The sequence below is a fragment of the Polaromonas vacuolata genome (assembly GCF_012584515.1).
Lineage (GTDB): Bacteria > Pseudomonadota > Gammaproteobacteria > Burkholderiales > Burkholderiaceae_C > Polaromonas > Polaromonas vacuolata.
The window spans coordinates 2905070-2929562 of record NZ_CP051461.1 but is presented as its reverse complement, the minus strand read 5'-3'; the positions used below and the strand labels follow the sequence as shown (position 1 = coordinate 2929562).

The 24493-nt window shown below is 51.4% G+C and carries 21 protein-coding genes; 9 read left to right on the top strand and 12 right to left on the bottom strand.

The genetic code is table 11. The features are described 5' to 3' along the window. Nucleotides 1–2 precede the first annotated feature (2 nt). Nucleotides 3–308, bottom strand: coding sequence for a hypothetical protein (locus HC248_RS13345; RefSeq protein WP_168922903.1), 306 nt, complete (start codon nucleotides 306–308; stop codon nucleotides 3–5). A gap of 400 nt (nucleotides 309–708) precedes the next feature. Between HC248_RS13345 and queE the strand changes: the two genes are divergently transcribed. The 5 genes from queE (at nucleotide 709) to HC248_RS13320 (ending at nucleotide 4405) form a co-directional block, all read left to right on the top strand. Next, nucleotides 709–1344 carry a 7-carboxy-7-deazaguanine synthase gene (gene queE / locus HC248_RS13340; protein WP_168922902.1) on the top strand — a complete coding sequence of 212 codons (636 nt, stop codon included), beginning with the start codon at nucleotides 709–711 and terminating at the stop codon, nucleotides 1342–1344. A 3-nt stretch (nucleotides 1345–1347) separates the two neighbouring features. Continuing rightward, on the top strand, nucleotides 1348–1719 hold the full coding sequence (locus tag HC248_RS13335; RefSeq protein ID WP_168922901.1) for a 6-pyruvoyl trahydropterin synthase family protein: 372 nt from the start codon (nucleotides 1348–1350) through the stop codon (nucleotides 1717–1719). Continuing rightward, the gene (guaD, locus tag HC248_RS13330; RefSeq protein WP_168922900.1) at nucleotides 1716–3065 is read left to right on the top strand and encodes a guanine deaminase; all 1350 of its coding nucleotides are present in this window, start codon (nucleotides 1716–1718) and stop codon (nucleotides 3063–3065) included. Before HC248_RS13335 ends, guaD begins: the two co-directional genes overlap by 4 nt. Nucleotides 3066–3068: 3 nt before the next feature. After that, complete coding sequence (gene dcd, locus HC248_RS13325; RefSeq protein ID WP_168922899.1) at nucleotides 3069–3647, top strand: dCTP deaminase; 579 nt, start codon at nucleotides 3069–3071, stop codon at nucleotides 3645–3647. A gap of 488 nt (nucleotides 3648–4135) precedes the next feature. Continuing rightward, the gene (locus HC248_RS13320; protein WP_168922898.1) at nucleotides 4136–4405 is read left to right on the top strand and encodes a type II toxin-antitoxin system Phd/YefM family antitoxin; all 270 of its coding nucleotides are present in this window, start codon (nucleotides 4136–4138) and stop codon (nucleotides 4403–4405) included. Between the two features lie 13 nt (nucleotides 4406–4418). Here the strand turns inward: HC248_RS13320 and HC248_RS13315 are convergent, their stop codons facing one another. Both HC248_RS13315 and HC248_RS13310 read right to left on the bottom strand, forming a co-directional pair. Continuing rightward, the gene (locus tag HC248_RS13315) at nucleotides 4419–5327 is read right to left on the bottom strand and encodes a delta(1)-pyrroline-2-carboxylate reductase family protein (RefSeq protein ID WP_168922897.1); all 909 of its coding nucleotides are present in this window, start codon (nucleotides 5325–5327) and stop codon (nucleotides 4419–4421) included. A 261-nt stretch (nucleotides 5328–5588) separates the two neighbouring features. Then, nucleotides 5589–6296, bottom strand: a complete 708-nt coding sequence (locus HC248_RS13310; RefSeq protein ID WP_168922896.1) for a DUF4136 domain-containing protein — start codon at nucleotides 6294–6296, stop codon at nucleotides 5589–5591. A 408-nt stretch (nucleotides 6297–6704) separates the two neighbouring features. Between HC248_RS13310 and HC248_RS13305 the strand changes: the two genes are divergently transcribed. Both HC248_RS13305 and HC248_RS13300 read left to right on the top strand, forming a co-directional pair. Continuing rightward, nucleotides 6705–8180, top strand: coding sequence for a DEAD/DEAH box helicase (locus tag HC248_RS13305; RefSeq protein WP_168922895.1), 1476 nt, complete (start codon nucleotides 6705–6707; stop codon nucleotides 8178–8180). A 72-nt stretch (nucleotides 8181–8252) separates the two neighbouring features. Next, nucleotides 8253–9242 (top strand): YihY/virulence factor BrkB family protein, encoded by a 990-nt coding sequence (locus HC248_RS13300; RefSeq protein ID WP_168922894.1) that lies wholly within the window; start codon nucleotides 8253–8255, stop codon nucleotides 9240–9242. A gap of 53 nt (nucleotides 9243–9295) precedes the next feature. On the opposite strand, the gene HC248_RS13295 is transcribed toward HC248_RS13300, so the two are convergent. Then, nucleotides 9296–10150 carry a symmetrical bis(5'-nucleosyl)-tetraphosphatase gene (locus HC248_RS13295; RefSeq protein ID WP_168922893.1) on the bottom strand — a complete coding sequence of 285 codons (855 nt, stop codon included), beginning with the start codon at nucleotides 10148–10150 and terminating at the stop codon, nucleotides 9296–9298. Between the two features lie 101 nt (nucleotides 10151–10251). On the opposite strand from HC248_RS13295, the gene HC248_RS13290 reads away from it, so the two are divergent. Beyond that, entirely contained in the window at nucleotides 10252–11649 is a 1398-nt protein-coding gene (locus HC248_RS13290) for a hemolysin family protein (RefSeq protein WP_168922892.1), read from the top strand. 40 nt (nucleotides 11650–11689) lie between these two features. On the opposite strand, the gene HC248_RS13285 is transcribed toward HC248_RS13290, so the two are convergent. The 7 genes from HC248_RS13285 to HC248_RS13255 form a co-directional block, all read right to left on the bottom strand. Further along, nucleotides 11690–12625 (bottom strand): EamA family transporter, encoded by a 936-nt coding sequence (locus HC248_RS13285; protein ID WP_168922891.1) that lies wholly within the window; start codon nucleotides 12623–12625, stop codon nucleotides 11690–11692. Between the two features lie 253 nt (nucleotides 12626–12878). Beyond that, a complete protein-coding gene (locus HC248_RS13280; protein WP_168922890.1) occupies nucleotides 12879–14534 on the bottom strand; it encodes an ABC transporter ATP-binding protein in 1656 nt (551 codons plus the stop codon). Further along, nucleotides 14527–15357, bottom strand: coding sequence for an ABC transporter permease (locus tag HC248_RS13275; protein WP_168922889.1), 831 nt, complete (start codon nucleotides 15355–15357; stop codon nucleotides 14527–14529). Before HC248_RS13275 ends, HC248_RS13280 begins: the two co-directional genes overlap by 8 nt. 67 nt (nucleotides 15358–15424) lie before the next feature. Next, nucleotides 15425–16393, bottom strand: a complete 969-nt coding sequence (locus HC248_RS13270) for an ABC transporter permease (RefSeq protein ID WP_168922888.1) — start codon at nucleotides 16391–16393, stop codon at nucleotides 15425–15427. Nucleotides 16394–16395: 2 nt separating this feature from the next. After that, entirely contained in the window at nucleotides 16396–17985 is a 1590-nt protein-coding gene (locus HC248_RS13265) for an ABC transporter substrate-binding protein (protein WP_168922887.1), read from the bottom strand. Nucleotides 17986–18204: 219 nt separating this feature from the next. Continuing rightward, nucleotides 18205–18459: a hypothetical protein gene (locus HC248_RS13260; protein WP_168922886.1), complete on the bottom strand. Its 255-nt coding sequence runs from the start codon at nucleotides 18457–18459 to the stop codon at nucleotides 18205–18207. A gap of 21 nt (nucleotides 18460–18480) precedes the next feature. After that, the gene (locus HC248_RS13255) at nucleotides 18481–19386 is read right to left on the bottom strand and encodes a DNA/RNA non-specific endonuclease (RefSeq protein ID WP_168922885.1); all 906 of its coding nucleotides are present in this window, start codon (nucleotides 19384–19386) and stop codon (nucleotides 18481–18483) included. A 118-nt stretch (nucleotides 19387–19504) separates the two neighbouring features. Here HC248_RS13255 and HC248_RS13250 point away from each other — a divergent pair, with 118 nt between their 5' ends. Continuing rightward, nucleotides 19505–20389 carry an HpcH/HpaI aldolase/citrate lyase family protein gene (locus tag HC248_RS13250; protein WP_168922884.1) on the top strand — a complete coding sequence of 295 codons (885 nt, stop codon included), beginning with the start codon at nucleotides 19505–19507 and terminating at the stop codon, nucleotides 20387–20389. 99 nt (nucleotides 20390–20488) lie between these two features. On the opposite strand, the gene HC248_RS13245 is transcribed toward HC248_RS13250, so the two are convergent. Beyond that, nucleotides 20489–23950, bottom strand: a complete 3462-nt coding sequence (locus HC248_RS13245) for a bifunctional diguanylate cyclase/phosphodiesterase (RefSeq protein ID WP_168922883.1) — start codon at nucleotides 23948–23950, stop codon at nucleotides 20489–20491. Between the last annotated feature and the right edge of the window lie 543 nt (nucleotides 23951–24493).

Genomic DNA, 24493 nt, shown 5'->3' with positions numbered 1-24493 from the left:
TATCAGTCACGCCGCTGACCCACAGACAACTCAAAATGCGCATCGCCTTCGCCTATGTTTTTAAGCCCTGCGCGCTGGGCTGAGTTGAAAGCTTTTGGCCACTGCACCGCCAGTGCTGAGGTCTTGGCGTTGAGCTCGCTGGCATCGCTGTCGCAGGCTTCGCGCCAGGCGTTGTAGACCTCTATCATGGCTTCTGGGCTGCCAAAGCTGCGCTCGATTTCCTTCATAAAGCGGGCTTCCGCGGATGATTTTTCGCGTTCTGGGAGGTCGTCTGCGCCTTCGAGTGCGACTTCATAATGTGGGTTCATGTTTTGCTCCATTTTAGTTTTTACTGTATAAATATACAGTATATTTTGAGGTCTATCTATGTCTAAATATTTTTTAGATTGCGTGGTTAGATTGCTCAGTTATTTAAGCTTTTTGAGTTGTCTTTAACTCCCCTGCCAGCGTGCTTCACGCGTGTCACCAGTTAATCGCTACTAGTGACGATCAACCGGTAGCAGCATGGATATTTTCAAAGGCTTATTCGGCTTAGCCTAGTCAGTTAAAATTCTTTCTTGCATTTGGCGTCGCCCCGACGTAATTGCAGACTTTTTGTATCGGGGCCATGTAGAGGACTACCATGTACAAAAACCTCGCGGCCCCGGCATTCTTAAGCCATGGCGCTGCCTGTTTTATTTCTCATCACCTGATTCTTAGGCGCAATCCATGAGCTATCAGGTCAAAGAAATTTTCTACACTCTTCAGGGTGAAGGTTCTAACGCTGGTCGGCCGGCGGTGTTTTGCCGCTTCGCTGGCTGCAATCTATGGTCTGGGCGTGAAGCAGACAGAGCGACTGCAATTTGTCAGTTTTGCGATACCGATTTTGTCGGCACTGACGGCACTTTAGGTGGCAAATATTCAGATGCCCAAGCTCTGGCCGCGCAAATTGCCGCGCTCTGGCCAGCCGGGGACAAAGCCCATCGTTTTGTGGTGATGACGGGTGGCGAGCCCTTGCTGCAAGTCGATGCCGACTTGATCGCTGCGCTGCACGCACTAGACTTCAAAATTGCGGTGGAAACCAACGGCAGTTTGGCTGCTCCCGCTGGCATAGACTGGATTTGTGTCAGCCCTAAAGCCGGTGCGCCTTGGGTGCAGCGCAGCGGCCATGAGCTCAAACTGGTCTGGCCACAAACTAGTTTTAGTCTTGATGAGATGGAAGCGGCAGACTTTGAACAGCGCTATCTGCAGCCCATGGACAACGTGCTGCGCCAGGCTAACACCGAAGACTGCATCGCCCTTTGCCTTGAACGTCCGGCTTGGCGACTGAGCTTGCAGACGCACAAAATAACCGGCATTCGTTAAACCATGCAATTTGAAATAGGTCAGAAATTTTTCTTCGATGCAGCGCACACCTTGGACCGAGACATTGAAACCTTGGGCAGTCGCCGCATTCACGGCCACACCTACTGGTGCGAGGTAGCGCTCAAGGGCAAACCGGATGCGCAAACCGGCATGGTGCTAGATTTGGGCCAAGTACGGCTGGAAATTGAGTCCATCAAAAACCAGTTAGACCATCATTTTCTCGATGAGGTCGCTGGCTTAGGCGCACCCACCTTAGAGAACCTCTGCGCTTTTATCTGGCGCGATTTGCTGCCAAAACTTCCTCAACTGTCCAAAGTACGCGTCTGGCGCGACTCTATAGCTGACAGCTGCACGCTGACCCGGGACGGCGCATGAAAGCTTTTCGGGCTAGCTTGCTTTACTTTGCCGCTTCTAGCGCGGGTGAGGTCGGCTCGGCAGTTTATGAAAAAGACGGTCTGCTGGTGATCGCTCCAGATGACTCGGGACGCCAGCGGGTGGTCGCTATCGGCGAGTACCGCGCGGTGTTGGCGCGCTACGCGGATCTTGAGCCAGCTTTGCTAATCAGCCATTTTCCTGGCCGCATTATTGCGCCTGGCTTTGTCGATATGCATCTCCACTATCCGCAGCTCGATGTGATTGGATCACCGGCTGAAGGCCTGTTGCCGTGGCTGGAGAATTACACCTTTCCGCATGAAACGCGGTTTTCAAGCCCCGAATACAACGCCCAAGCGGCTGAATTTTTTCTGGGCGAGTTGCTGCGCAACGGCGTGACCACGGCACTGGCTTTTGCCAGCTCGCATGTGGCCTCGGTTGATGCGCTCTTGGGTCAAGCCCAGCAGCGCGGTATGCGCGTCATAGCCGGCAAGGTTTTGATGGATCAGAACGCGCCCGACGGCGTGCGCGATCAGACCGAACAAAGCTTGCGCGATAGCGAGGCCTTGATTGCCCGCTGGCACGGCGTGGACCGCTTGGGCTACGCGATCACGCCGCGCTTTGTGCCCACTAGTAGCGCGGCCCAATTGGCTGGTGCGGGTGAACTGGCCAGCCGTTACCCGGATGTTTGGATTCAGTCTCATGTGGCGGAAAACCTTGACGAAGTCGCTTGGGTCCGCAGTCTTTACCCCAAGGCGCGCAGTTATCTCGATGTTTACCGACAGTTCGGCCTACTCAGGCCACGTGCGGTGTACGCGCACTGCATTCATCTCGATAGCCAAGACCGAGATTTGATGCGACAGACCGGCGCCGCCGCCGCCGTCTGCCCGACCAGCAACTTGTTTTTAGGCAGTGGTTTTTTTGATTTTCAAGCCGCCGATCAAGCCGGCTTTTTATACGGCTTGGCCAGCGATGTGGGCGGCGGTACTAGCTTTAGTCCTTTTCACACCATGCTGGCCGCTTACTACGTTGGCCGCGAAGGCCAGACCAAGCCGGGCTTATCGCTAAAGCCAGCGGTGCTCTGGTGGCAGCACAGTGCGGGCGCGGCGCGGGCGCTGGGCTTGGCCGGCGTGGTGGGTAATTTGCTGCCCGGTTGCGAAGCTGACTTTATCGTCCTCAACCCATGCGCCACGCCGCTGCTCGCACGCAAGACAACGCAGGCAGTGAGTCTTGATGAATTACTGTTTTCCATGATTGTGCTGGGCGATGATAGGTTGGTTGAAGCGACTTATATTGCCGGCGTCCCGATCCGGCTTAATGCCGATTCCCCACCATTTCAGCAGGAGTAAACGATGAGCATTAAAAGCGACCGATGGATACGTCACATGGCCGAGACGACCGGCATGATTGAGCCTTTTGAGCCTAAACAAGTGCGTCAGCGCGAAGTTGACGGGCAAACCCAAAAAATCATCAGCTATGGCACCAGCAGCTATGGCTACGACATACGCTGCGCACCCGAGTTCAAGGTCTTCACCAACATCCACAGTACGGTGGTTGACCCAAAGAATTTTGATGAAAAAAGCTTTGTCGATTTTTATGGCGACAGCTGCATTATTCCGCCGAATAGTTTTGCACTAGCCCGCACCATGGAGTACTTTCGTATCCCCCGCAATGTGCTGACCATATGTTTGGGTAAAAGCACTTATGCGCGCTGCGGCATCATCGTCAACGTCACGCCGTTTGAACCCGAATGGGAAGGTTATGTGACGCTGGAGTTCTCTAACACCACGCCGCTACCAGCCAAAATTTATGCCGGCGAAGGCTGCGCTCAAGTACTGTTTTTTGAAAGCGATGAAGTCTGCGAGACTTCTTACAAAGACCGTGGCGGTAAATACCAAGGTCAGGTGGGCGTAACCTTACCTAGGGCATAAATTAGACTTTTTCTTTTACTTTAAAGCGGCCCAGCGCCGGTCTTGACGACCGCGCTGGGCTTTTTTTTGAATCAAAAATAAGGCTCAGGCTAAACGATAGATTTTTGTCGCCGAACCGACTTTTTCCAAGTCGTTTTTTTCTTCTTTCGACACAAAAAACAATTTGTTGCATGTTGTATTTTAAAAATACATAAAAACTATCTTGATGCTTCTCGTTAATAGAGATACATTTCTGTCCACATTCTTACTACAAGGAGGCCTGAGTGTATTTGAGACGGTTTGTTACATTTTGTAATTTTTTTGACGGTAGCGCGTTTCGCGTTACTGGCAGTCTTTGTAAGGCTAGGCGCAAGCCGTCGATTCGGCAGACAAGCTGTATTGATTGCCTTAAAAACCCAATCTCTACCCAGCTAACGTTAAACCCGTCACGCTGTTTTTTTTAAGTTTTTAATTTCTCAACCTTTAAATTTCAGGAATTTATTATGTCTATGGATACACCAAAAGTTGGTATTCGCCAGTTCCGCGCTGAATTGGCTCAGTTTTTAGCGTCAGGCACACCAGTTGCCGTTGCCCGTTACGGACAAATCGTCGGCTACTTCATTCCCACCCAAGGCCAGCTCGAAGCCAATATTGCAGCCTTTAAAAAAGCCGGTCAAACTTTCGGCCAGATTTTAGGCGCGCAAGGTGTAGATATTTCACCCATGATGGCTGACTTCAAGGGCAACAGCGCGCAACAAATCACAACAAAATCAAAATGAGCCGGGCCCCGGTTCAAGCCTTTAGTGCTAACCGGGCAGCAGCCAGATCCCAGCCAGCCCAGCCGCAACTTTTAAACAGCACGCAACCGGTTCGGTTTAGGCGCTTTTTTTCTTTGAGAATATCGGCAAGGTTTGGGTAAGCGCTGGGATCGAGACCTGCTTGTAGCAGGTCTCCCGCCTCATGCAGCGCATCAATGGTGTCAACTACCACCCGCCCATGGCGGGTGAAATGCCGACACAAGTCGGCACTTAATTCAATCATTTTTGGCGTGAATGCGCCCACTGCACTGATAAAACTATCTCCTTTAGGCAGACTGGACAGCACAACACTGCTAGCTGGTGTGCACGTCACCGTCAGTGCGCAGTCGGCCAGCGCTGCGTTAGCGTCTTGCACTACGCTGGCTTTCAAGCCCAGACTTTGCGCATGTCTGGCCAAGGCCTGCGCACTGGCATCACTGCGCGAAGCAATCATCACCTGTTGTGTGCCCAGCACCGCCGCAAAGGCCTCTATATGGGCTTTGCCCTGAACACCGGCGCCCACCACCAACAGCGGCCCTTTAGGTTGGCTGGCTAATTCGCGCGCTGCCAACGCTGAGACAGCGGCGGTTCGGCGTGCGGTGACGGTCGGGCCGTCGAGCATTTTTAGGCGCTGTCCGGTGGCAACATCAAAAATAATGACGTCGCCTTGGATGGTTGGTCTACCCTTGTCTGCATTCGCGGGTGTGTGGGTGATTAGCTTGGTGATAGCGGTATCGCTGTCCAGCGCTGGCATGATCAACAAGTTTGCGCCTTGGGCTAGGGGTTGAACCAGTCGTGCGGGAACTTTGACCGAGGCATCGAGGGCGACCAGTCTCAGCTCGTCGACCAGACCTTGCCAAGGCAAAACAGCGGCGGTTTCTTCGGGCGTGAGCAAAATAGTCATAGTGAGTGTTTTTCGGATTAAAAAAATCTAACCGACTAGCTCGCCGGCGATTAAAAGTTAGGTCGTGTTACTTGGTTTAGGGCAGCAAAAGTGCATTTATATGCCTGTTAGATGGCCGTCAGAGGCCCGCTAAAACCCCGTCCAAGCTAGTCCAAGCCCGTAATGGCATGGCCAGTGATAGATCGAACCCATGGTTTGAAACCAAAAAAGCTATTGCTTTAGCTAGCTCAGTCCACAGACTACAGACCGCATATCCGATGCTTATGGCTTGAGTAGCTCGCCCGTTTTGGTATCGAATTTGACCAGTTTTATGCTGCCGTTCATGCCTGGAAAGCCATTAAACACTGCGCGCGCCAGATAGGGTACGAGTTTGGGTAAGTCCCTTGGATCACCCTCGTAAGTGGCTTGCGACTCAAACACCACGCCAGGCTTGGCTGTTGCCGCACGGTCGCGTATTTGAACTCTAAGGGTACTGGTTTGCAGCGTGCGCGTGATTTCGCGCTCGCCTACATAGCGCGGGGCAAACAGGCTGGGCGGCCAATATAAATTGCCGTTTTGGTCTCGATGTGGCGGCTGGTAAATGTAGAAGTCCTGGTAAACCGGTTGCAAGTATTTGTCTTCGCTGAGGCTGCTGCTGGTAATCAGATCGACCTCAAAGCGGGCGTTTTGAGCCGATTTGGCTGGCTGCAAACCTTGTTTTCCCAGTTCTGCCTGCACTTGGTTTTCATAGCTTTGTTGTTCCAACTCATAGCCTTTACTGGCTGGCACCGTAAAAATAAAATTGCTGCCAGCTGCGTCTTGCGGCCATTGGTTGAAGTTGCTGACTTTGGTTGTCAAAGGGCCGGCACAACCGGCGATGAGGGCGATGGCTAAACTTGCCGCCAACCGCGCCTTGACCCGCTGCCAATGCTTGGCAAGCTGATGTCTGCTTGAGTTAATCAGGATTTTTAGGGTCAATAGGCGAGTCATGGTGCTTGTGTCCTCAGTTTCTGATTTGGTTCTTTGTGCTTCACTGTGTTTGTTGCTGCACATTTCACTGTGCATGCGCTGTGTTTGACGGTTTCGGGTCTGCTGAGTTCACCAGCCTTGCGTCGTTAATGAATGTTTTCCATCTTAAGACAAGGCTTTCAAAAAGGTCTTTTTAGTGTGTGGGCCGCAAAATAATCATCGCTGAGGCCGTCTGTTTGAGGCGACTAAAAAGTCGATTTAATTTGTTAAAAATCACTCGGGCTCATTTCTGGCGCTTAATTCTTGCTATGCAATGTGTAGCGCATCAAGGATAAAAAATAGCCAGCAGAGTGTTCACCAGTGTTTACCCGTAAGGCAATGCGCGAGTGTTTTTAGCTGCTCGGGCCAAAGTGCGACAATCCGAGGCTAATGACATCATCTTTTTCCACACTTTCGCTGGCAGAACCGCTGGCCCGCGCCGTAGCCGAGATGGGCTACGAAACCATGACACCGATTCAAGCGCAGGCCATTCCGGTCGTGCTGCAAGGCAAAGACGTGATGGGAGCCGCGCAAACCGGTACCGGCAAAACTGCCGCCTTCGCCCTGCCATTGCTGCAACGCATGATGAAGCATGAGAACGCATCCACCTCGCCCGCCCGTCATCCGGTGCGCGCTTTGGTGTTGCTACCTACCCGTGAGCTGGCGGTGCAAGTCGGTGAGCAGGTCGAGCTGTATGCTAAACATACCAATCTGCGCAGCACTTGCGTGTTTGGCGGTATGGACATGAAGGTACAAACTGCTGAACTTAAAAAAGGCGTTGAAGTACTAGTGGCCACACCAGGTCGTTTGCTAGACCATATCGAGGCTAAGAACGCGGTTCTTAATCAAGTTGAGTACGTGGTCTTAGACGAAGCCGACCGCATGCTTGACATTGGATTTTTGCCTGACTTAGAGCGCATCCTGAGCTATTTGCCCAAAAAACGCATCACCTTGCTGTTCTCGGCTACTTTCTCGCCTGAAATCAAACGACTCGCGTCGAGCTATCTACAAGACCCGGTCACTATTGAGGTGGCTAGATCAAACGCAACAGCGTCGACTGTCGAGCAACATTTCTTTAGCGTCGGCTCTGACGACAAGCGCCGTGCCTTGCATCAAGTGCTCAAGACTCGCGGAATGAAGCAGGCTTTTGTGTTTGTTAACAGCAAGCTCGGCTGCGCCCGGCTGGCGCGATCGCTTGAGCGCGAAGGCCTCAAGACCACTGCGCTGCACGGCGATAAAAGCCAAGACGAGCGTTTAAAGGCGTTAGAAGCCTTTAAAAGCGGCGCCGTCGATTTGCTGGTTTGCACCGATGTGGCTGCACGCGGACTAGACATCAAGGACGTGCCAGCGGTATTTAACTTTGATGTGCCGTTTAATGCCGAGGACTACGTGCACCGCATTGGCCGTACTGGCCGTGCCGGCGCATCTGGTCTTGCGGTGAGTTTTGTCGCCCCAAGCGATCAGCGCTTGGTGGCCGATATTGAAAAGCTCATCAAGACCAAAATCGAAATTGAACCCATGGTCTACGACGAAGACCAGCCGCGTATTAGCGAGCAAGGACGTATCAATGACGGTCGCCGCATGTACCGTGATGAGCAAGAAAATGCTGGCCGCGAAACATCAGCGCGTGAACCCCGCCGTGAATCACGTGAGCCACGTGAGCGGCGCGAATACACGCCTACGCGCCAAACCGCCCAGTCGCGCGATCCGTTTTTCTCTCAGCCTTATGAGTCCAAGCCGATTGCGACGGATACGCCTCCCGCATGGGATTCAGCGGCCAAGACCAGTCCAGCTCGTAGCGGTGTGTCGGCCAATATCAAGGCGAGGAAAAAAGTCGCTGCTTTGTTCAAGCCTGCCGAGGTCTGATTCGTTCTTTCAGTCGACGCCTCCATCTTTCAGACCATGCCTTGGCCTGGTTTGTCGTTTTGAAAGCTTTAGATGTCCAAGCTGACTGAATCCACAACCAACAATTCAGCCAACGGCAAGGCCTTACAGCTGGCCCGGTTCAGCATAGGCCTGCTTTCACCTTTGCTTATTTTTCGGCTGATCAAGCGTGCCATACGCCAATGGCTAGACGCTGGTGGCCTGAGTATGAGTGCAGCCATGTCTTTTTATGGCTTGCTCAGCTTGGCACCGTTGCTGGTGATGGTGGTCGGTTTACTTGGCTGGTGGCTAGACCACACTTACATAGAAACCAATCTCATACGTGAAATCGGCGCAGTCATTGGCGTTCAGGGCGCGCAATTGCTCAAGCAAGCGCTGGCCAGTGCTCAGGAGCCAACCCAAGGCATAGTCGCGTCTGTGATCGCTTTCGTGCTGCTTATTTTTGGTGCGACTGGCATTTTCGCTGAGATGCAAGCCGCTTTTGGGCGCCTCTGGCTCCAAGATGGGCAAGCGCCGGTAACGCAAAAATGGTGGTACGGCGCTACGCTGCGTTTGCGCGGCATCGCGTGTATTTTGGCCTTTGGCTTTTTGCTATTGGTGTCACTTTCAGTAGCGACTTTTTTTCGGCTACTTTCTACTTGGGCGAGCGAGTACCTGCCGGTAGCCGAAATCGGTCTTTTGATCAATGAAGTGATTTCCTTTGGTTTTTGTGTCGCACTCTTTGTGGCCTTGATGCGTATGAGTGCTGGCCCAAAACCAGCTTCGCGATTTTTGATTTTTGGTGCTTGCGTGGGTGCTTTGCTGTTTTCACTTGGCAAGCATTTGCTTGCGTTTTATCTCTCGACCGCAGCCATTGTCTCGGCCTATGGCGCGGCCGGCTCCTTGGTTGTAATTTTGATGTGGATTTATTTCTCATCTGCCGTGCTACTGCTCGCCGCCAGCGTAGCGCGCGCGTGGTCAGATGCTTCGCTAAAAGCGCGGGCGATACATGCTGCCCATTATTCTGCGATCCGCGCAGCCAATAGCGCTGTACAGGATCGCTAGCCGCCGCTTAAAAACGCCGCACGGCGCTAACGCACTTATTGTTTGTTTGGCGCTTAGCGCGCTTTTTTCCTTGGTTTTGCGGACTGCTCACAGTCAACCTGTAGCAGCTCAAACTGTGGTGCTACGCCGATGCGCGCAGCCGTCAAACAACCACCCCAAAGACAGCCAGTATCTAAGGCGAGTGTGTTGTGTTTCAAGACCGGTGGCTTGTCGCCGCCGGCAGCCAGTGTTGACCAGTGACCGAAAGCGATTGATTGGTTTGCGCTGGCTGGGCTGGCAAAATCAAACCAGGGTGAGTAACCGTTTGGCGCGCTGTCCGCAGCACCATTACTGGTGAAATCCATCTCGCCCTCTATTGAGCAAAAACGCAGCCGGGTTAGTGCATTGACTATCACTCTTAATCTATCCATACCGCGCAAATCTTCACGCCAAACTGTGGGTAGGTTGCCGTACATATCGCGTAAAAAGTCTTTGAACGGCGGCCCACGCAAGGCCTGCTCCACCTCTGCGGCCAGTGCCATAGTTTGCGCTGTGCTCCACTGCGGCAAAACGCCGGCATGCACCATAAGCCAGCCATGAGACTGCATTGCCATAGGCCGGTGGCGCAGCCAGTCCAGCAGCTGCTCGCGGTCAGGCGCTTGCAGTACGGCCTCTAAGGTGTCGCTACGACCCGGCTCGCGTACGCCCTGCCAGATAGCCAGCAAATGCAAGTCGTGGTTGCCCAATAGGCATTGCGCACTGCTGCCCAGTGCGCTCAGGTAGCGCAGCACCGCAAGTGACTCAGGGCCGCGGTTAACCAGATCGCCGAGCAGGTAAAGTGTGTCTCGGCTAGGCGAGAAATCGATTTTTTCCAGCAAGCGCTGCAGCGGAGTAAAGCAGCCTTGAAGGTCGCCAATACAGTAATTCATTACGTAACCTGTTTTTCATTCATCATCAGGTCTAAGTATCAGTGACAATTGATTGCCCGACTCTTTGATGGGGGTGAGGCGTTTTCCAACTTTTGATACGCATGGATATTTTCTTAATTCTTTTTCTCACGCTGCTAAACGGCGTATTCGCACTCTCAGAAATGGCCTTGGCATCTAGCCGAAAAGCCAGGCTTTCAGCTATGTCAGAAGCGGGCGATAAGGGCGCTGAAAGTGCGATTGTTCTGCTCTCGAATCCGACCCAATTTCTGTCCTCGGTGCAAGTTGGTATCACGTCGATTGGCATGATTAACGGCATTATTGGCGAGGCCGCCTTCAGCGGTGGCTTAGCCGAATGGTTGCAGGGCTTTGGCATAGCGTCTCGCGCTGCCGAAATCTCTGCCACTGCTTTGGTAGTGGCCGTGATTACCTTTTTGACGATTGTGTTTGGCGAACTGGTGCCCAAGCGCATCGGCCAGCTTTATCCAGAACCTGTGGCGCGCTTGGTTTCACGCCCCATGATGTGGGTGGCTACTGGTTTTAAGCCTTTTGTCGGGTTGTTGTCGCTAAGCACGCTGGGCGTGCTCAAACTGCTGCGCATAGATAACAGCGCCGGTCGTGCTGTGACGGAAGAGGAAATCGCCGCCAGCCTAGAGGAGGGCGTGGACGCCGGATTGATAGAAGAGCACGAACACCAAATGGTGCAAAACGTCTTTTTACTCGACGACAGACTGCTCACCTCGTTGATGCTGCCGCGCTCAGACATCGCCTGGCTGGAAGCAACTGACACCGTTACCCAAGCGATTGCCAAGGCCGGTGCAACCGGTCACTCGTGGTATCCCGTCTGCCGTGGTGGCCTCGATGACGTGGTTGGTGTGGTCAATGTCGCCACCTTGCTGGCCTTGCGTTGGCAGTTAGACCCTAAACCGAATGACTTTGCCTCTGGTGGTTTGCCTATGGCAACGGCTGCTGCTACGGCGCCCGCTGCGCTGCGCTCGCCGGATACCGAACGCATCGCCAGCTATGTTGTACCCGCCGTGTTCGTACCCGAGACACTCACCGGAATGGAGCTGTTAGAGCAACTGCGCGAGCGCTCAACCCGCATGGTGCTAGTGGTTGACGAGTACGGCGTGGTGCAAGGCTTGATGACGCCCATGGACATGTTGGAAGCGATCACAGGCGAGTTGCGCCCGCATGCCGAGACCGATGCTTGGGCTACCGAGCGCGAAGATGGCAGCTGGCTCATCGATGGTGTGATGCCTATCTCCGAGTTAAAGGCTAGGTTAGACATCCGTGAGTTGCCAGAAGAGAGCCGAGGTCGCTATAACACCGTCGCTGGATTGCTGCAAAGCATCTCCGGCCGATTGCTCAAAACTGGCGAGACAGTTGACTGCGTGAACTGGCGCTTTGAGGTGGTTGACCTTGATGGCAAGCGGATTGATAAAGTACTTGTCACTAGTTTGGAGCTAGTCGAAGCAACCGGTTTAAACGTCTTGCGCTAAATCCAGCTGGCTTTGTCAATTCAATAAGTCTTTGTGAGGGCTACGCAGCCGCTGAAGAACCAAGTGTTTTACCGCGCGTTGGCTTTGATGATTTTTTTGAAAGCTGTCCGCTCAGCACAATCAGCGCACCAATCAGCACGATGGTGGTGGCCATCACTTCGCGGCGGGATAAGGTCTCGCCTAAAAACCAGCTGCCGGCTAAGAGTGCAATCGGTGGATTCACATAGGCATAGCTGTTAGCAGCAATCGGGCCGCTGCGCTCGACCAAATAGGCATATGAAACATAGCCGCCAATTGAGACAAAAAAGGTCAGATAAAGCCAAGCCATGATGGCTTTATTGCTCAAAGTATCTATGCTCTCGCCGAGCGCGACTGCACCAACCAAACCCACACTACTGGCCACCAACATTTGCGCGCCAGTAGACACGACAACGTCTTTCGGCATGTCGAGACGGTCGCCCAAAACGGCTGCAACAGCGCAGGATAAAACTGCACCAAACATCCACCAAAGACCCTCTTGTTGCTGGCCGTTAAAGCCGTGCTGCATCAAGAGTAGGCCAAAAATACCGACAAAAGTGCCTGCCCATTGCGCCTTGGTCGCCCACTGGCCCATGCCGGCCATTAACACGCAGACCATGATGGGGACGGCGGCAAATATCACGGCGGCAAAGCCGCTGTCTATGTAGCGCATGCCGGCCATTAAAAAAGCCGGTGCCACGGCCATCATCAAAAATCCCACCAATGCCGCATTACGCCACTGCACCGCGCTAGCGCGTTCACGGGCGGTAAAGTGGGCATACAAAAGCAGCAGACCGCCAGCGACTAAATTGCGTGTGCCCACCAGTAGCAGAGGGGGAAATTCATCCGCTAGTTGGCTAAACGCCAAGTAGCTACTGCCCCAAATAACGTAGACGCAGAGCAGGGCAAGCAGCAGCCTTGGGTTGAGCAGGCTGCGCGTTTTAATCAATACTGTCACGGTGTTGGGCTTTGGCTTTGAATGCGTGCCAGGCTAAGTTCAGGGCGCCAGACTGGTTTTTAGTCGAGTGCCAGTGCTGATGTATTTCCCTTGGTGGCGACGCGGCGATGGGAGTTATTCAGGCTGAATATTCAGATTATTTCACCAGCCCGTCAGGGGCTGGTAAGACTTTTAAAAGATTTACTTTTTGTCTTTTTTTAATACATTTTTGCGCAGAGTTTTTGTGTTGAAACTCTGCGCTAAACAGCATCTCTTAGTTGCCTGCGCTGGATATTTTCCGCCTATCGATAGCGCTTTCTAACCAGCCTTGGTGCATCTCTGGCACTGACGAGAGCAGCAGTTCGGTGTAGTCGTCAAACGGCGGCGTCAACACCTCGGCCCGGCCGCCGTAACGCACGACCTTGCCTTGGTGCATGACGGCTATGCTGTCGGCAATCGCAGTCACCGTGGCGATGTCATGGGTGATGAAAAGATAGGCCACGTTGTCGCGCTTTTGCAGGTCTAGTAAGAGCTTCAAAATATCGTTGGAGACAAGTGGATCTAAGGCGCTGGTGACTTCGTCACAAATAATGAGTTTGGGCTTTGCCGCCAATGCGCGCGCAATGCAGACGCGCTGCTTTTGTCCGCCCGAGAGCTCGGCCGGATAGCGGTCGTAAAAGCCGCTGCCCATTTTGATGTCGTCGAGCAGCTCTTGCACTTTGCGTTTGAGCTCTGCACCTTTTATCCCAAAGTAAAACGTCAGCGGCCGGCCAATGATGTCGGCCACGGTGTGGCGGGGATTCATGGCCACGTCAGCCATTTGGTAAATCATTTGCAACTCGCGCAAATTGTCTATGCTGCGGCCGGCCAATGCGGGTGTGAGACTTTGGCCATCAAACAAAATTTCGCCAGAGCGTGGCGGCAATAGGCCGGTAATCACGCGCGCTAAGGTCGATTTTCCTGAACCCGATTCGCCCACCAGCGCCAAGGTCTGGCCTTGCATCAGCTCTACATTAATGTCGTCAAGCGCCAATACGCTGCTATTGCCATAGCTGGCGCTAATGCCCTTAATGCACAGCAGTGGCGCGGTCACGGAAACTTGTTCCTTGTGTTTAATCGCACTCACCGAGACCAGCTCACGCGTGTAGTCGTCTGCTGGCGCATCAATGATTTGCTCGGTTTGCCCCAGCTCAATCATTTTTCCGCCGCGCAACACCATGATTTTGTCTGACACCTGAGCCACTACTGCCAAGTCATGGCTGATGTAGAGGGCGGCCGTTCCAGTCAGGCGAATTGCATTTTTAATCGCCGCTAAAACGTCAATTTGCGTGGTCACGTCTAGCGCTGTTGTGGGTTCATCAAAAACGATAAGACTGGGCTCTGCGCACAGCGCCATGACTGTCATGGCGCGCTGAAGTTGCCCGCCTGAGACTTGGTGCGGGTAGCGTTGACCGAAGTTCTCGTGATCTGGCAAACCGAGTGTTTCGAACAATTCTGTGGCGCGCTTTTCGGCATCGGCTCGGCTCATCACGTTGTGCTCGATAGCCGTCTCCACAATTTGATCCATCAAACGTTGTGAAGGATTAAAGGCCAGCGCCGCCGACTGCGCGACATAGGCGACTTCACGGCCGCGCACCTTGCGCCGGCCCGGGCCGCCAATTTTCATGATGTCGCGGCCGTTGAGAATGACCTCGCCGCCAGAGATGCGTAAACCGCCGCGGCCGTAGCCGAGTGCTGCCAGTCCAACGGTTGATTTTCCAGCACCCGATTCGCCGATCAAACCCATGACCTCGCCACGTTTTAGTTTGAGCGATACATCGTCCACGATCACCACTTCTCGCGGCTTAGCATTGCTAGGCCAGACGGTACCGACGACGCGCAGATTTTTTATTTCTAACACCAACTCATTTGACATATCTACTTCAGCCATTGCTGCGGCCTCCTTTTAAATTGGAAGTTCTTTTGAGAATCCAGTCGGCCACCAGATTGATAGAGATGGTTAAAACAGCGATAGCTGCAGCGGGCATCAAGGCCGCTGGAATTCCAAAGATGATGCCTTCCTTATTGGCTTTAACCATGCCGCCCCAGTCCGCGTCTGGCGGTTGTACGCCAAGGCCTAGAAACGACAGAGCCGACAAAAACAGCACGGCAAAAATAAAGCGCATGCCTAGCTCTGAGACCAAAGGCGTCAGTGCATTGGGTAAGATTTCGTGAAAAATAATCCACAGTTTTTTCTCACCGCGTAAGCGCGCCGCTTCAACATAGTCCATCACGGTGATGTCTAAGGCCAATGCCCGCGATAAACGAAACACTCGGGTCGCATCAAGCAAGCCCATGACCAACACCAAGGTGGTGACGGTAGAGGGAAAAACCGACAGCACAACCAGTGCAAAAATCAAGGTTGGTATGGCCATTAAAAGGTCTACGCCGCGGGACAGCGCTTGGTCAACCCAGCCGCCTGCTACGGCAGCTAAAAATCCCAAGCTAGCGCCCAAAGTGAACGACAGCGCGGTCGCAAGACCTGCGATTAACAGTGTCACGCGAGTGCCGTGAATTAAACCCGAGAGCAGGTCACGGCCTAAGTTGTCTGTGCCCAATAAATAGTCAGGAGACGGCAAGGCCCAAACATCACCCACGGTTTGGGTAACAGGATAGGGCGCAAGCCAAGGTGCAAAAATTGCGGTGAGAATAAAACCGGTTGTGATGATCAAACCTGTGATTCCCGCCAACGGTAGGCGACGCCAGTCAAGCATAAAGAGATCCTTACTTCTAAAATTTTTCTAAAACTTTTTTTGAAATTAGTTTTGTGTTTTTATAAATTTATTTTGGAAAGCGCAGGCGTGGATTAGCAACCAATCCAGCAATGTCCGCAACTATATTCATGCCTATGTAGACAGTGGCAAAGATAAGACCACAGGCTTGCACCACGGGTAGGTCACGCTTGGCCACATGGTCGACTAAGTATTGACCGAGTCCAGGATAGACAAAAATTACTTCAACCACCACCACGCCAACCACCAGTACCGCAAGGTTAAGCATCACCACATTAATAATGGGTGCTAATGCGTTTGGCAGGGCATGGCGATAAATGATTTTGAAAGGCGCTAAACCTTTGAGCTGCGCAGTCTCAATATAAGCCGACTGCATCACGCTCAAAATTGCCGCCCGCGTCATACGCATCATGTGGGCAAGCACTGTCAGTGTCAGCACTAGTACCGGCAAAATAATAGTTTGGAGTCGCTCACCTAATGGCATGCCGTCGTAGACGATGGATACGCTAGTGAGCCACTGCATCTTCACGGCAAAGAAATAAATTAATAGATAGGCAACAAAGAATTCGGGCAGAGCGGTCGACGCTAAACCGAGTCCAGAGATGGTTTTATCAATCACGCCATTGCGGTATCGCACGGCAATCAAGCCAAGAAAAATTGCCAGCGGTACCGAGAAAGCTGCCGCTGCGCTGGCCAGTATCAAGGTGTTATTTAAACGCTTGCCAACCGCATCAGCGATGTCCTCGTTGTTGGATAAAGACTTGCCAAAGTCACCGACCACAGCGCCAGAGAGCCACCTAACGTAGCGTTCAGGCGCTGGCTTATCCAAGCCCATTTCTTTACGTAAATTAGCCAACGCTTCAGGCGTGGCGGTCTGGCCGAGTACGGCTTGGGCCGGGTCTCCCGGCAACATTTGTGTGCCGGCAAATATCAGTAGCGATACGCCTAGCAACAGCACCATGCCAACAATAATGCGGCGGGCTATTTGCAAAAGAAGAGGTAAGAACGCAGTCGTCATAGTTAGGCTTTCAACCAGCACTCTGATGGTGCCATGCTGTCCATTAGCTCAAGGTTGGGGTTCGTTTTCCAGCCTTGAATACGTTGTCCAACTGCTGCGATGTTGTCGTTAAACATTGGAATAATTGAGCCGCCTTGGTTTTGCACCATTAGCGACATGTCGCGGTAAATAGCGGTGCGTTTTGCCTGATCCAACTCGCCCCGTGCGGCTATGGCCATCTTGTCAAATGAGGGGTGAAAAAATCGCGATTCATTCCAGTCTGCATTGCTCACATAGGCGGTGGAGAACATCTGATCCTGTATCGGCCGACCTTCCCAGTACGACATGCAAAAGGGTTGCTTATTCCAGGTTTGATTCCAGTAGCCATCACCCGGCTCTCTGCGTACTTCAATCGGAATACCGGCTTTGGCACAACTGGCTTGGAACAACTGCGCAGCATCAATTGCGCCGGGAAATGCAACGTCTGAGGTACGCAGTAAAAGCGGCTCTTTATTGCCAGATTTTTTGTAATGAAACGCAGCGCGGTCGGTGTCGAACGGACGCTGCGGCAAGGCTTCAGAATACAGCGGATAGGCCGCGTTAATCGGACTGTCATTGCCAATCGTGCCGAAGCCTTGGAGTATTTTGTCGACCATTTCTTCTCGATCAATTGCGAACTTCAGTGCCAGACGCAGATCGTTGTTGTCAAACGGTGCGCTGTTGCAATGCGCTATTAACAAGTAATGGCCACGACCCGGAACCGAGTGTGTGGTGATGCTGGGTATGCGGTCAATAAAACTCATCACTTTGGTGTCGACGCGATTAATCATGTCGACACGGCCGCTTTGCAGCGCGGCCAGGCGTGCCGTGCTGTCGTTCAAAATCAAAATTTCGATTTCAGCAGCATGGCCGCGTGCGTCTTTTGCCCAATAGTTTTCAAAACGTTCGCCAACGTAGCGCACGCCGGCGTCGCTAGAAACGCGTTTGTAGGGGCCTGTGCCAATGCCAGCGGCAGGATCGTCTTTGCCGCCATTCGGTTGAATCAATAAGTGATAGTCATTGAGTAAATACGGCAGATCGGCGTTGGGGTTTTTCAGATAGAAAACTACGCTGTCGCCATTGCTTTTGACCGACTCGATTTCACGCATGATGCCCAGTGCGCCGGACTTGGTGTCAGGGCCGGAATGTCGTTCTATGGTGGCGACCACATCGTCTGGCGTTAATGTTTTGCCATTGTGAAACTGAACGCCGCTGCGAATCGTGAATGTCCATTCAGTAGCGTCTGGGGAAGCAGCCCACTCAGTGGCTAGTTTTGGCTCTAAGCGGCCATCGGCGGTGAGCGCAACTAATTCTTCGCCCCAGCTGCGATTGATAATGACGGTGACGCTGGATGCGGCCAGTGCGGGGTCTAGGCTGTCGGTGGTCGAGCCGCCTGACAGGCCTACCTTCATGGTGCCGCCACGCTGCGGGCCAGCGGCGATTGCGGTGTTGGTCAGCAACATACCTGCGCCGCCAGCTGACAAGCCTAAGGCTGCGGCGCGGCCTAGAAAATCTCTTCTTGAAAAGCGTCCTTTAGCGACTTGTAAGCTCAAAAAATCTAACTCATTTGACATTGCCGTATCCTTTATTTGCAGCGCGCACTGTGCATCTAACTGTTCGGTAAAGTTTATGCAAATTTCGTAATAAGTCTGTCGGTCAAGGGCTTGACTTGACGGTTGCAGGTTATAAATTTACTAATTTGAAAGGGAAAGTTAGCTGCGTTGGCATTGAATTATTTATGTCAGCTGTAATTTTTTCAGCCAATAAATTTTCTAAATTAGAAATACATTTTTTTACAAAAATGGATTTTTTACTTTCATCACCGGCTTGATAGCTACGCTTTGTGGTAGTTTTTTTTCTGCTTCTAAAAGTTGTATGGTGCGTTTGATTAGCTGTTGCAATTCTTTCGCCAAAGCCAATCCGTTTTGGTCTTTTGTTAGCTCAAGAGTGCCGGTTATGCTGATGCGGTCTAACCGGTTTTCGATTTCTACCGCACCGATTCGAATCACATCCGACTCGTTGGCAAAGGGCACAAATTCGAGTGTCATAAGTTGGCCTTTGGGTGTTGATTAAGTGGCTTGTTTGAATGCGTTGACCAAAAGGCGTAGGACTTCATTGATCAACTTAAGCGCGACTTCGCTAGGCTTGAATTCCTCTACTTCTGGATTATTTTTTTTGTTGCTCGCAGCATTGTTTGCGCTATTGCTGCGGCTTGACGACGGGTTAGGCAGTTGCATGCCGCTGTCGCGAACGCTTTGACTCACGCTAGGCAATAGCTTTAGGCCGGTCTTGGTTTCTAAATCACTCACGCTAATGCTGGCGTAATCTTGGCTTTGGTCGTTGCTAATTAAATAGGCGCCAGCGCGTTGCTGCTGTGGGCTGTAAAGCAGTTTCCACAAATGCGTGGGCACCAATACATTGCCGATTTTTTCAATCTCGTTGCCATCGAACAGCGGGCCAGACAATACGTAAACTTCGCCTTCTGTGCGCGCTAGCTGTCGCGCAGCAGCTTCAATACCGGCCCAAACGCCAGCGTTATTGGCATGCACTTGGGGCACCATATTGGCCAGAGAAAAAGACTCGGCTTGGGCGCTGCGATTCGGCATGTCTGCATTTGGACTCATGTGGCCACGGTCGTAGCCAGAGCGCGAGTAGTCGGCAAGCTCAGCGCGGTCGCGCTCGGGTAATTCACTCTCGGCGTGGAACGAGTCTTTGCGGGAGAGTTTTTTGGCTAACTCTAGCCGACTTCGGGTGAGGTGCTCGGCCGAGTAAATCGGCGTGCGGCTAAGTCCGGAATGCAGCACGGCAAAGGCTTCAAAGCAAACCTCTTGGCTGCGCGGCTTGAGCTTTGGATTACTAATACTAGGCGCTTGTCCGCCTGTGAAATGCTGTGGACAGGCGGTGCTGGCGAGGGCGCTGGTGGTGATGAGGTTGGTGACTAAAAAGAGTGCAACTACTGGAACAACTTTAAACATGTTTATCATTTTGTCCAGCAGTATAGGGGAGTACTTGCCTCATGCTCTGGCTGCTGGCTATGACTGCTCAGCCATACCGGTGACTTATCATGGGGAATTAAATTTTTGGAACTATCTGATGTCCGTCATGGCAAATAATTTTTCATTCAACACGCTTCATTCCCTACTTTTTGTGCCGGCCTTGAATGAAAAATTTATCGCCAGTGCCCATACCCGGCAGGCGGATGCGGTAATTTTTGACCTTGAAGATTCCATCATTCATACACAAAAAAATACAGCGCGTGAGGCGCTTTTTTCAGCACTGGGTCAAGTCCGTCCTCATGGCTTACCTATGCTGGTACGGGTCAATAATGAGGCCGTACATTTTGAAGCTGATGTGCGTGCAGCCGTTCGTGCCGGTGCGGATGCGATATTGATTCCTAAAACCGACGACGCTGATATTTTGATAGAAGTCGATCAACTCATTTCCCAGTTTGAGTTTGAATTCACCCGTCAGCCCGGCACGGTTAAATTTATTGCGTTAATCGAGTCACCTAAAGGGCTGTTTAATATCGCTTCTATTTTGCAAACCCAAGGCCGTTTAATTGGCTTGGGTTTTGGCAGTGAAGATTTCGCCGCCAGTCTTGGTGTGGAACCCGATGCATATGCTTTAAGCGAGCCCGCTCAACGCATAGCGTTGGCTGCCAGAGCGTTTGACATGCTGGCTTGGGGATTGCCTGGGTCGATTTCCAACTTCAACGATTTACCTGCGTTTGAGCAACTGGTGCGTAAAGCGAAAGCGTTTGGATTTACTGGCGCTTTGGCGATTCACCCCAATCAAATTAGCGCGATTAACGCTGCTTTTAGGCCGAGTGCGGCAGAGCTAGCACTGGCCGAGCGCATTATTGCGGCTTATCAGTTGGCGCAAGATGCGGGCTTGGGCGCGGTGGCCTTGGACGGCAAAATGATTGATGCACCGGTGGTTGAACGTGCGCGCCGGTTGATGGAAAAAAAGCGTTCTTGAGGGTTCACACTTTGTGAAGACCTAGACTGACAGTAAATTTGAAAGCGCTGCAAATCCAAGTTTAAGTAAGACCGGTAAAGTGATTTTTTTTTGAATGCCTCATGCTGTCCATGCTGGGTTTGTGTGCCAATTTTTAACCCAGTTAGGTAGCTTGTCTTCTGGCATTGGTCTGGCAATTCCATAGCCTTGGGCGAGCGTACAGCCCAAGGATATCAACATATCGCCATGGGCTTTTGTTTCTACGCCCTCGGCGATTATTTCGAGTTTTAAGGTTACCGCTAGTGCAATAACACCTTTAACTATCGCCAAATCTTCTGAGTCCTCCAGCATGTCACGTACAAAGCTTTGGTCTATTTTAATAACGTCCGCTGGCAATCGTCTAAGGTGCGTCAGCGAGGAGTGACCAGTGCCGAAATCGTCGAGTAAAAATCTTACACCTAGCGCGCAGCAGGCGCGCATCACGCGTGAGATTTTGTTCATGTCTTCTAGTGCGCTGCTTTCTAATACTTCGAGCTCTAAGCAATGCGATGGGACATCGCGGTGGGCCTCAAGTGCCTTGGTGAGATGCGCTTCGAATTCATCTTCTTGCAGTTGGCGCGCGCCTATGTTGACACTTACCGGTATGTTTAAGCCCATGCCACGCCAAATTGAGAGTTGTTTTAGTGCGGTCTCAATCACCCATTCTCCTACCATCACACTCAGTGGGTGGTTCTCTATTAACGGCAGAAAATCGGCGGGTGAAAGCAGACCTCGCGTTGGGTGTTGCCAACGAATGAGTGCTTCAGAACCGACCACTTCATTCGTCGCCATATTAATTTTAGGCTGATAAAAAAGTACAAATTCTTTATTTTCAAGCGCTTGCCGAATGTTTTCTAGGCCACTGTGCCGAGTGAGCATCGCTTCTTCTAAGTCCATATCAAAGAGGTTGTAGCGGTTGCGCCCCGTCTGTTTGGCGGCGTACATGGCTTGATCTGCATGGCGAATGAGTAGGTCAGCGTCACCGTCGTCATGTGGATAAATAGTCACGCCTATGCTGGCCGATACACACAGCTCATGCTCTGTGGTCATGACCGGGCTTGAGGCTGCTTCGAGCAGACGATGAACCACTTGTTCATAGTCATTTGAGGTTTGCATGTCCACCAGTATCGCCACGAACTCATCGCCGCCCAAACGCGCCAGTGTGTCTCCGCTGCGCAGTGCTGCTTTCATTCGCTGGGCTAAGGTGACCAGTAGCTCATCGCCTACGTTGTGGCCGTGCTCGTCATTGACTTTCTTGAAGTTGTCTAAATCCAAAAACACCACGGCTAAAGAATTACCTCGACGTTTGCAATTGAGCAGGGCTTGTTTTAAGCGATCGGCTAGTAGCACGCGGTTGGGCAGGTGAGTTAGTGAGTCGTAGTGAGCGATATGTTCGAGCTGCTCGGCGTGCTGCTTCATCAGCGTGATGTCAGAAAACAGCGCCACGTAATTTTGTGTCGCGCCTAGCGTGTCACGCACTGCGCTAATGGACAGCATGGACGCAAAGTTATCGCCGTTCTTACGTTGGCTTAATGTCTCACCGCTCCAGTGACCTTTCTCGACGAGTTCGTGCCACATAGTCAAAAAAAACGCATGACTCTGCTGGTTTGAACTGAGCATACGCATAGGTTTACCGGCTGCGTCTGACTGTTCGTGGCCGGTAATGCGCGAGAAGGTTTCATTGACTTCAACAATCATCCCTGCTGCATCGGTAATCATGATGGCTTCGCGGACATGAGAAAAAACGCTGGCGGCGAGTCGCTGCTGGGTCTCTGCTTGGATTTTTTCTATCGCCACTGCAACCAGACTTGCTTGGTCTTGCACCAGTTGTAAGTCAGCGTTGCTGGGCACATGGAGATGGCGCTGATAGATGGTGAAAATGCCTAGTTGTTGGTCTTGTGCCGAAACTATTGATTGCGCCCAACTGGAATGGATTCCGTACTGATCGGCCAACTTTTGATACGTCGCCAAGCAACAAAGGCAAGCATCGTCTTTTGTTAAAAATCTCTGACTGCTGCTAATTGCTTCTTGCCCGACACGCCCCTTTGCATCTTTGTCATCCATAACCGATTTGTCGCCGATTGCTGATTTGAAAAAGTCTGGCAAACTTGGGGCGGCACCGATACGAGAGTTTCTACCATCCTTGGCCAGCAGCTCAATACTGCACAGCAGGTTTTCGTTGATTTCTTCAACATTGCGTGCGATGGCGCTCAGCACGTCTTCGAACGGTGCTTTGGCGGCCAGTAATTGCACGACTCGGTGCTGGTGGTGTTCACGCAGCGCAGCGATTTTGCGTTCGGTGATATTTACATGCGCCACGACCACGTTTGCGCTATCGCCATGAAAGCGCGTGATTCTGGCTAGAAACCAAGATTTCTCAGTTGCTGTGAATGCGGCGTACTCAATCGTCAATTCTTGACTTTCGTCTTCGATCACTCTGCGAATGCTCTTTGCCAAAAGTGCTGCCTGCGTAGCATATTGTCCACTGGCTTCATCACATAAATCGAGGTAATTACTACCTATACCGCTGCTAAAGTTCATGTGTTGTGGTTGCTTGTTGGCCGCATCGGCACCATCGCACCAAGCCCGATTAACGGCCAGTATTTCGCCAGATTTATTGAGCACGCATATCGGTGATGACGCAGCGTCTAGTGTGGACTTTGAAAACATCTCCGAGGTCCGCAGCGCATGCTCAGCTGCTTTTTGTGCCGTAACAACACGCGCAGCCGCGAACACGCCTCGCACTCGTTTTTCTTGGTCGTAGAAAATCGCGGCGTTGCACGACACTACGGTTTCTTGCTTATCTTGGCTCAGCGCCGTCAACTCGTAATTTGTCAGCTTTCCGTTGCTCAAGGCTTTGCTGATTACGGCCTGTGCGCGATGTGGGTCGGTGAAGTGTCGATTAAAGGGCGAGCCTATGAGCTCACTACGGGTGCGTGCGGTGAGCACCTCCATCCGTTGATTGACATCGGTGACGATGCCCTCTGGATTGGTTGTGATGATGGCGTCAATACTCGCTTCAAACAGCGACTGGGTATAAAACTGTAAATCACGCAAACGTTGGTCTAGTTTAGTACGCTCTTTTTCTATCTTTTTGCGAGCGGTGTTATCCGTGCCAATCAGCAGGTAACCGATGATGAGGTCTTCTTCATCACGCAGCGCCGTGACGGATACCATGGCGGGAAAGCGGCTGCCGTCTTTGCGGATATAGGTTAGCTCGTAGATATCTTCAATGCCGCGCGATGCATTAAAAATCAAAGCTTCAAAGCCCGGTTCGATATGTGTATAAAGTGTCAGACTTAAATTTTTGGCGCGGGCTATGACTTCTTCTAAATCAGAAATATCAGCCGGTGTGATGCGGTTGACCACTTCCTTGGCTGCGTAGCCCAACATGCGCTCGGCACCCATACTGAAGATCTGAATCACGCCCTTGGTGTCGGTTGCAATGCAGGAGAAATTAATGCTATTAAAAATAGCGCTTTGCAAGGCCCCCTCTGTGATCAAGGCCTCGTGGCTCAGGGTTCTCAATATTCCTTGTGGCATTTTTTTGTTCCCTGATGACTAGCAAGTATTTTTAGTTTTTAAAGCCAATTTTTTTTCAAATATCTATCAAATGATAAGTATTGTTTTTTTTAATAAAAATTAACACATGCGAAAAATAGTTAGACATTCTGTTCATTTCAATTAAATGTGTGTCATTAAAGCATTATTTTTAAATTTATATTTTTACTTATTTAAAGTGAAATTTTTTTAAATTTAATTCTTCTTTTATTCGTATTAAATCTATGCTGTCAGACGTTGACTTTTCCCTGTTTGCAAAATGATTTTTTTAATTTCAGATGCGTGGAGAAAATCATAAGTAAGTATTGATGCGCTTAAATACTATTTCTAATTTGTAAGATTTTTGAGTTTTTTTGGATGATTAGAATTAATTTTTAAAAGCTATGTTTAAAAATGAAAGTGCATATTCTGAGTAGCAGGAAGCCCAATATATTTGGTACAAATCCGCGCTAAATTCATCGCATGTCATTTACCGGATGAAAGTAGAAATCTTAGTTTTTATTTTGGTGTGGTCATGAAAACAGC

Excerpts from the sequence above, each read along its gene's own strand:
- HC248_RS13300 (WP_168922894.1), top strand. The coding sequence starts at position 8,253 with ATGTCCAAGCTGACTGAATCCACAACCAACAATTCAGCCAACGGCAAG.
- HC248_RS13295 (WP_168922893.1), bottom strand. The coding sequence starts at position 10,150 with ATGAATTACTGTATTGGCGACCTTCAAGGCTGCTTTACTCCGCTGCAG.
- HC248_RS13280 (WP_168922890.1), bottom strand. The coding sequence starts at position 14,534 with ATGGCTGAAGTAGATATGTCAAATGAGTTGGTGTTAGAAATAAAAAAT.
- HC248_RS13245 (WP_168922883.1), bottom strand. The coding sequence starts at position 23,950 with ATGCCACAAGGAATATTGAGAACCCTGAGCCACGAGGCCTTGATCACA.
- HC248_RS13345 (WP_168922903.1), bottom strand. The coding sequence starts at position 308 with ATGAACCCACATTATGAAGTCGCACTCGAAGGCGCAGACGACCTCCCA.
- HC248_RS13320 (WP_168922898.1), top strand. The coding sequence starts at position 4,136 with ATGGATACACCAAAAGTTGGTATTCGCCAGTTCCGCGCTGAATTGGCT.
- HC248_RS13310 (WP_168922896.1), bottom strand. The coding sequence starts at position 6,296 with ATGACTCGCCTATTGACCCTAAAAATCCTGATTAACTCAAGCAGACAT.
- HC248_RS13305 (WP_168922895.1), top strand. The coding sequence starts at position 6,705 with ATGACATCATCTTTTTCCACACTTTCGCTGGCAGAACCGCTGGCCCGC.
- HC248_RS13255 (WP_168922885.1), bottom strand. The coding sequence starts at position 19,386 with ATGTTTAAAGTTGTTCCAGTAGTTGCACTCTTTTTAGTCACCAACCTC.
- HC248_RS13250 (WP_168922884.1), top strand. The coding sequence starts at position 19,505 with ATGTCCGTCATGGCAAATAATTTTTCATTCAACACGCTTCATTCCCTA.
- HC248_RS13260 (WP_168922886.1), bottom strand. The coding sequence starts at position 18,459 with ATGACACTCGAATTTGTGCCCTTTGCCAACGAGTCGGATGTGATTCGA.
- queE (WP_168922902.1), top strand. The coding sequence starts at position 709 with ATGAGCTATCAGGTCAAAGAAATTTTCTACACTCTTCAGGGTGAAGGT.
- guaD (WP_168922900.1), top strand. The coding sequence starts at position 1,716 with ATGAAAGCTTTTCGGGCTAGCTTGCTTTACTTTGCCGCTTCTAGCGCG.
- dcd (WP_168922899.1), top strand. The coding sequence starts at position 3,069 with ATGAGCATTAAAAGCGACCGATGGATACGTCACATGGCCGAGACGACC.
- HC248_RS13290 (WP_168922892.1), top strand. The coding sequence starts at position 10,252 with ATGGATATTTTCTTAATTCTTTTTCTCACGCTGCTAAACGGCGTATTC.
- HC248_RS13270 (WP_168922888.1), bottom strand. The coding sequence starts at position 16,393 with ATGACGACTGCGTTCTTACCTCTTCTTTTGCAAATAGCCCGCCGCATT.
- HC248_RS13315 (WP_168922897.1), bottom strand. The coding sequence starts at position 5,327 with ATGACTATTTTGCTCACGCCCGAAGAAACCGCCGCTGTTTTGCCTTGG.
- HC248_RS13275 (WP_168922889.1), bottom strand. The coding sequence starts at position 15,357 with ATGCTTGACTGGCGTCGCCTACCGTTGGCGGGAATCACAGGTTTGATC.
- HC248_RS13265 (WP_168922887.1), bottom strand. The coding sequence starts at position 17,985 with ATGTCAAATGAGTTAGATTTTTTGAGCTTACAAGTCGCTAAAGGACGC.
- HC248_RS13335 (WP_168922901.1), top strand. The coding sequence starts at position 1,348 with ATGCAATTTGAAATAGGTCAGAAATTTTTCTTCGATGCAGCGCACACC.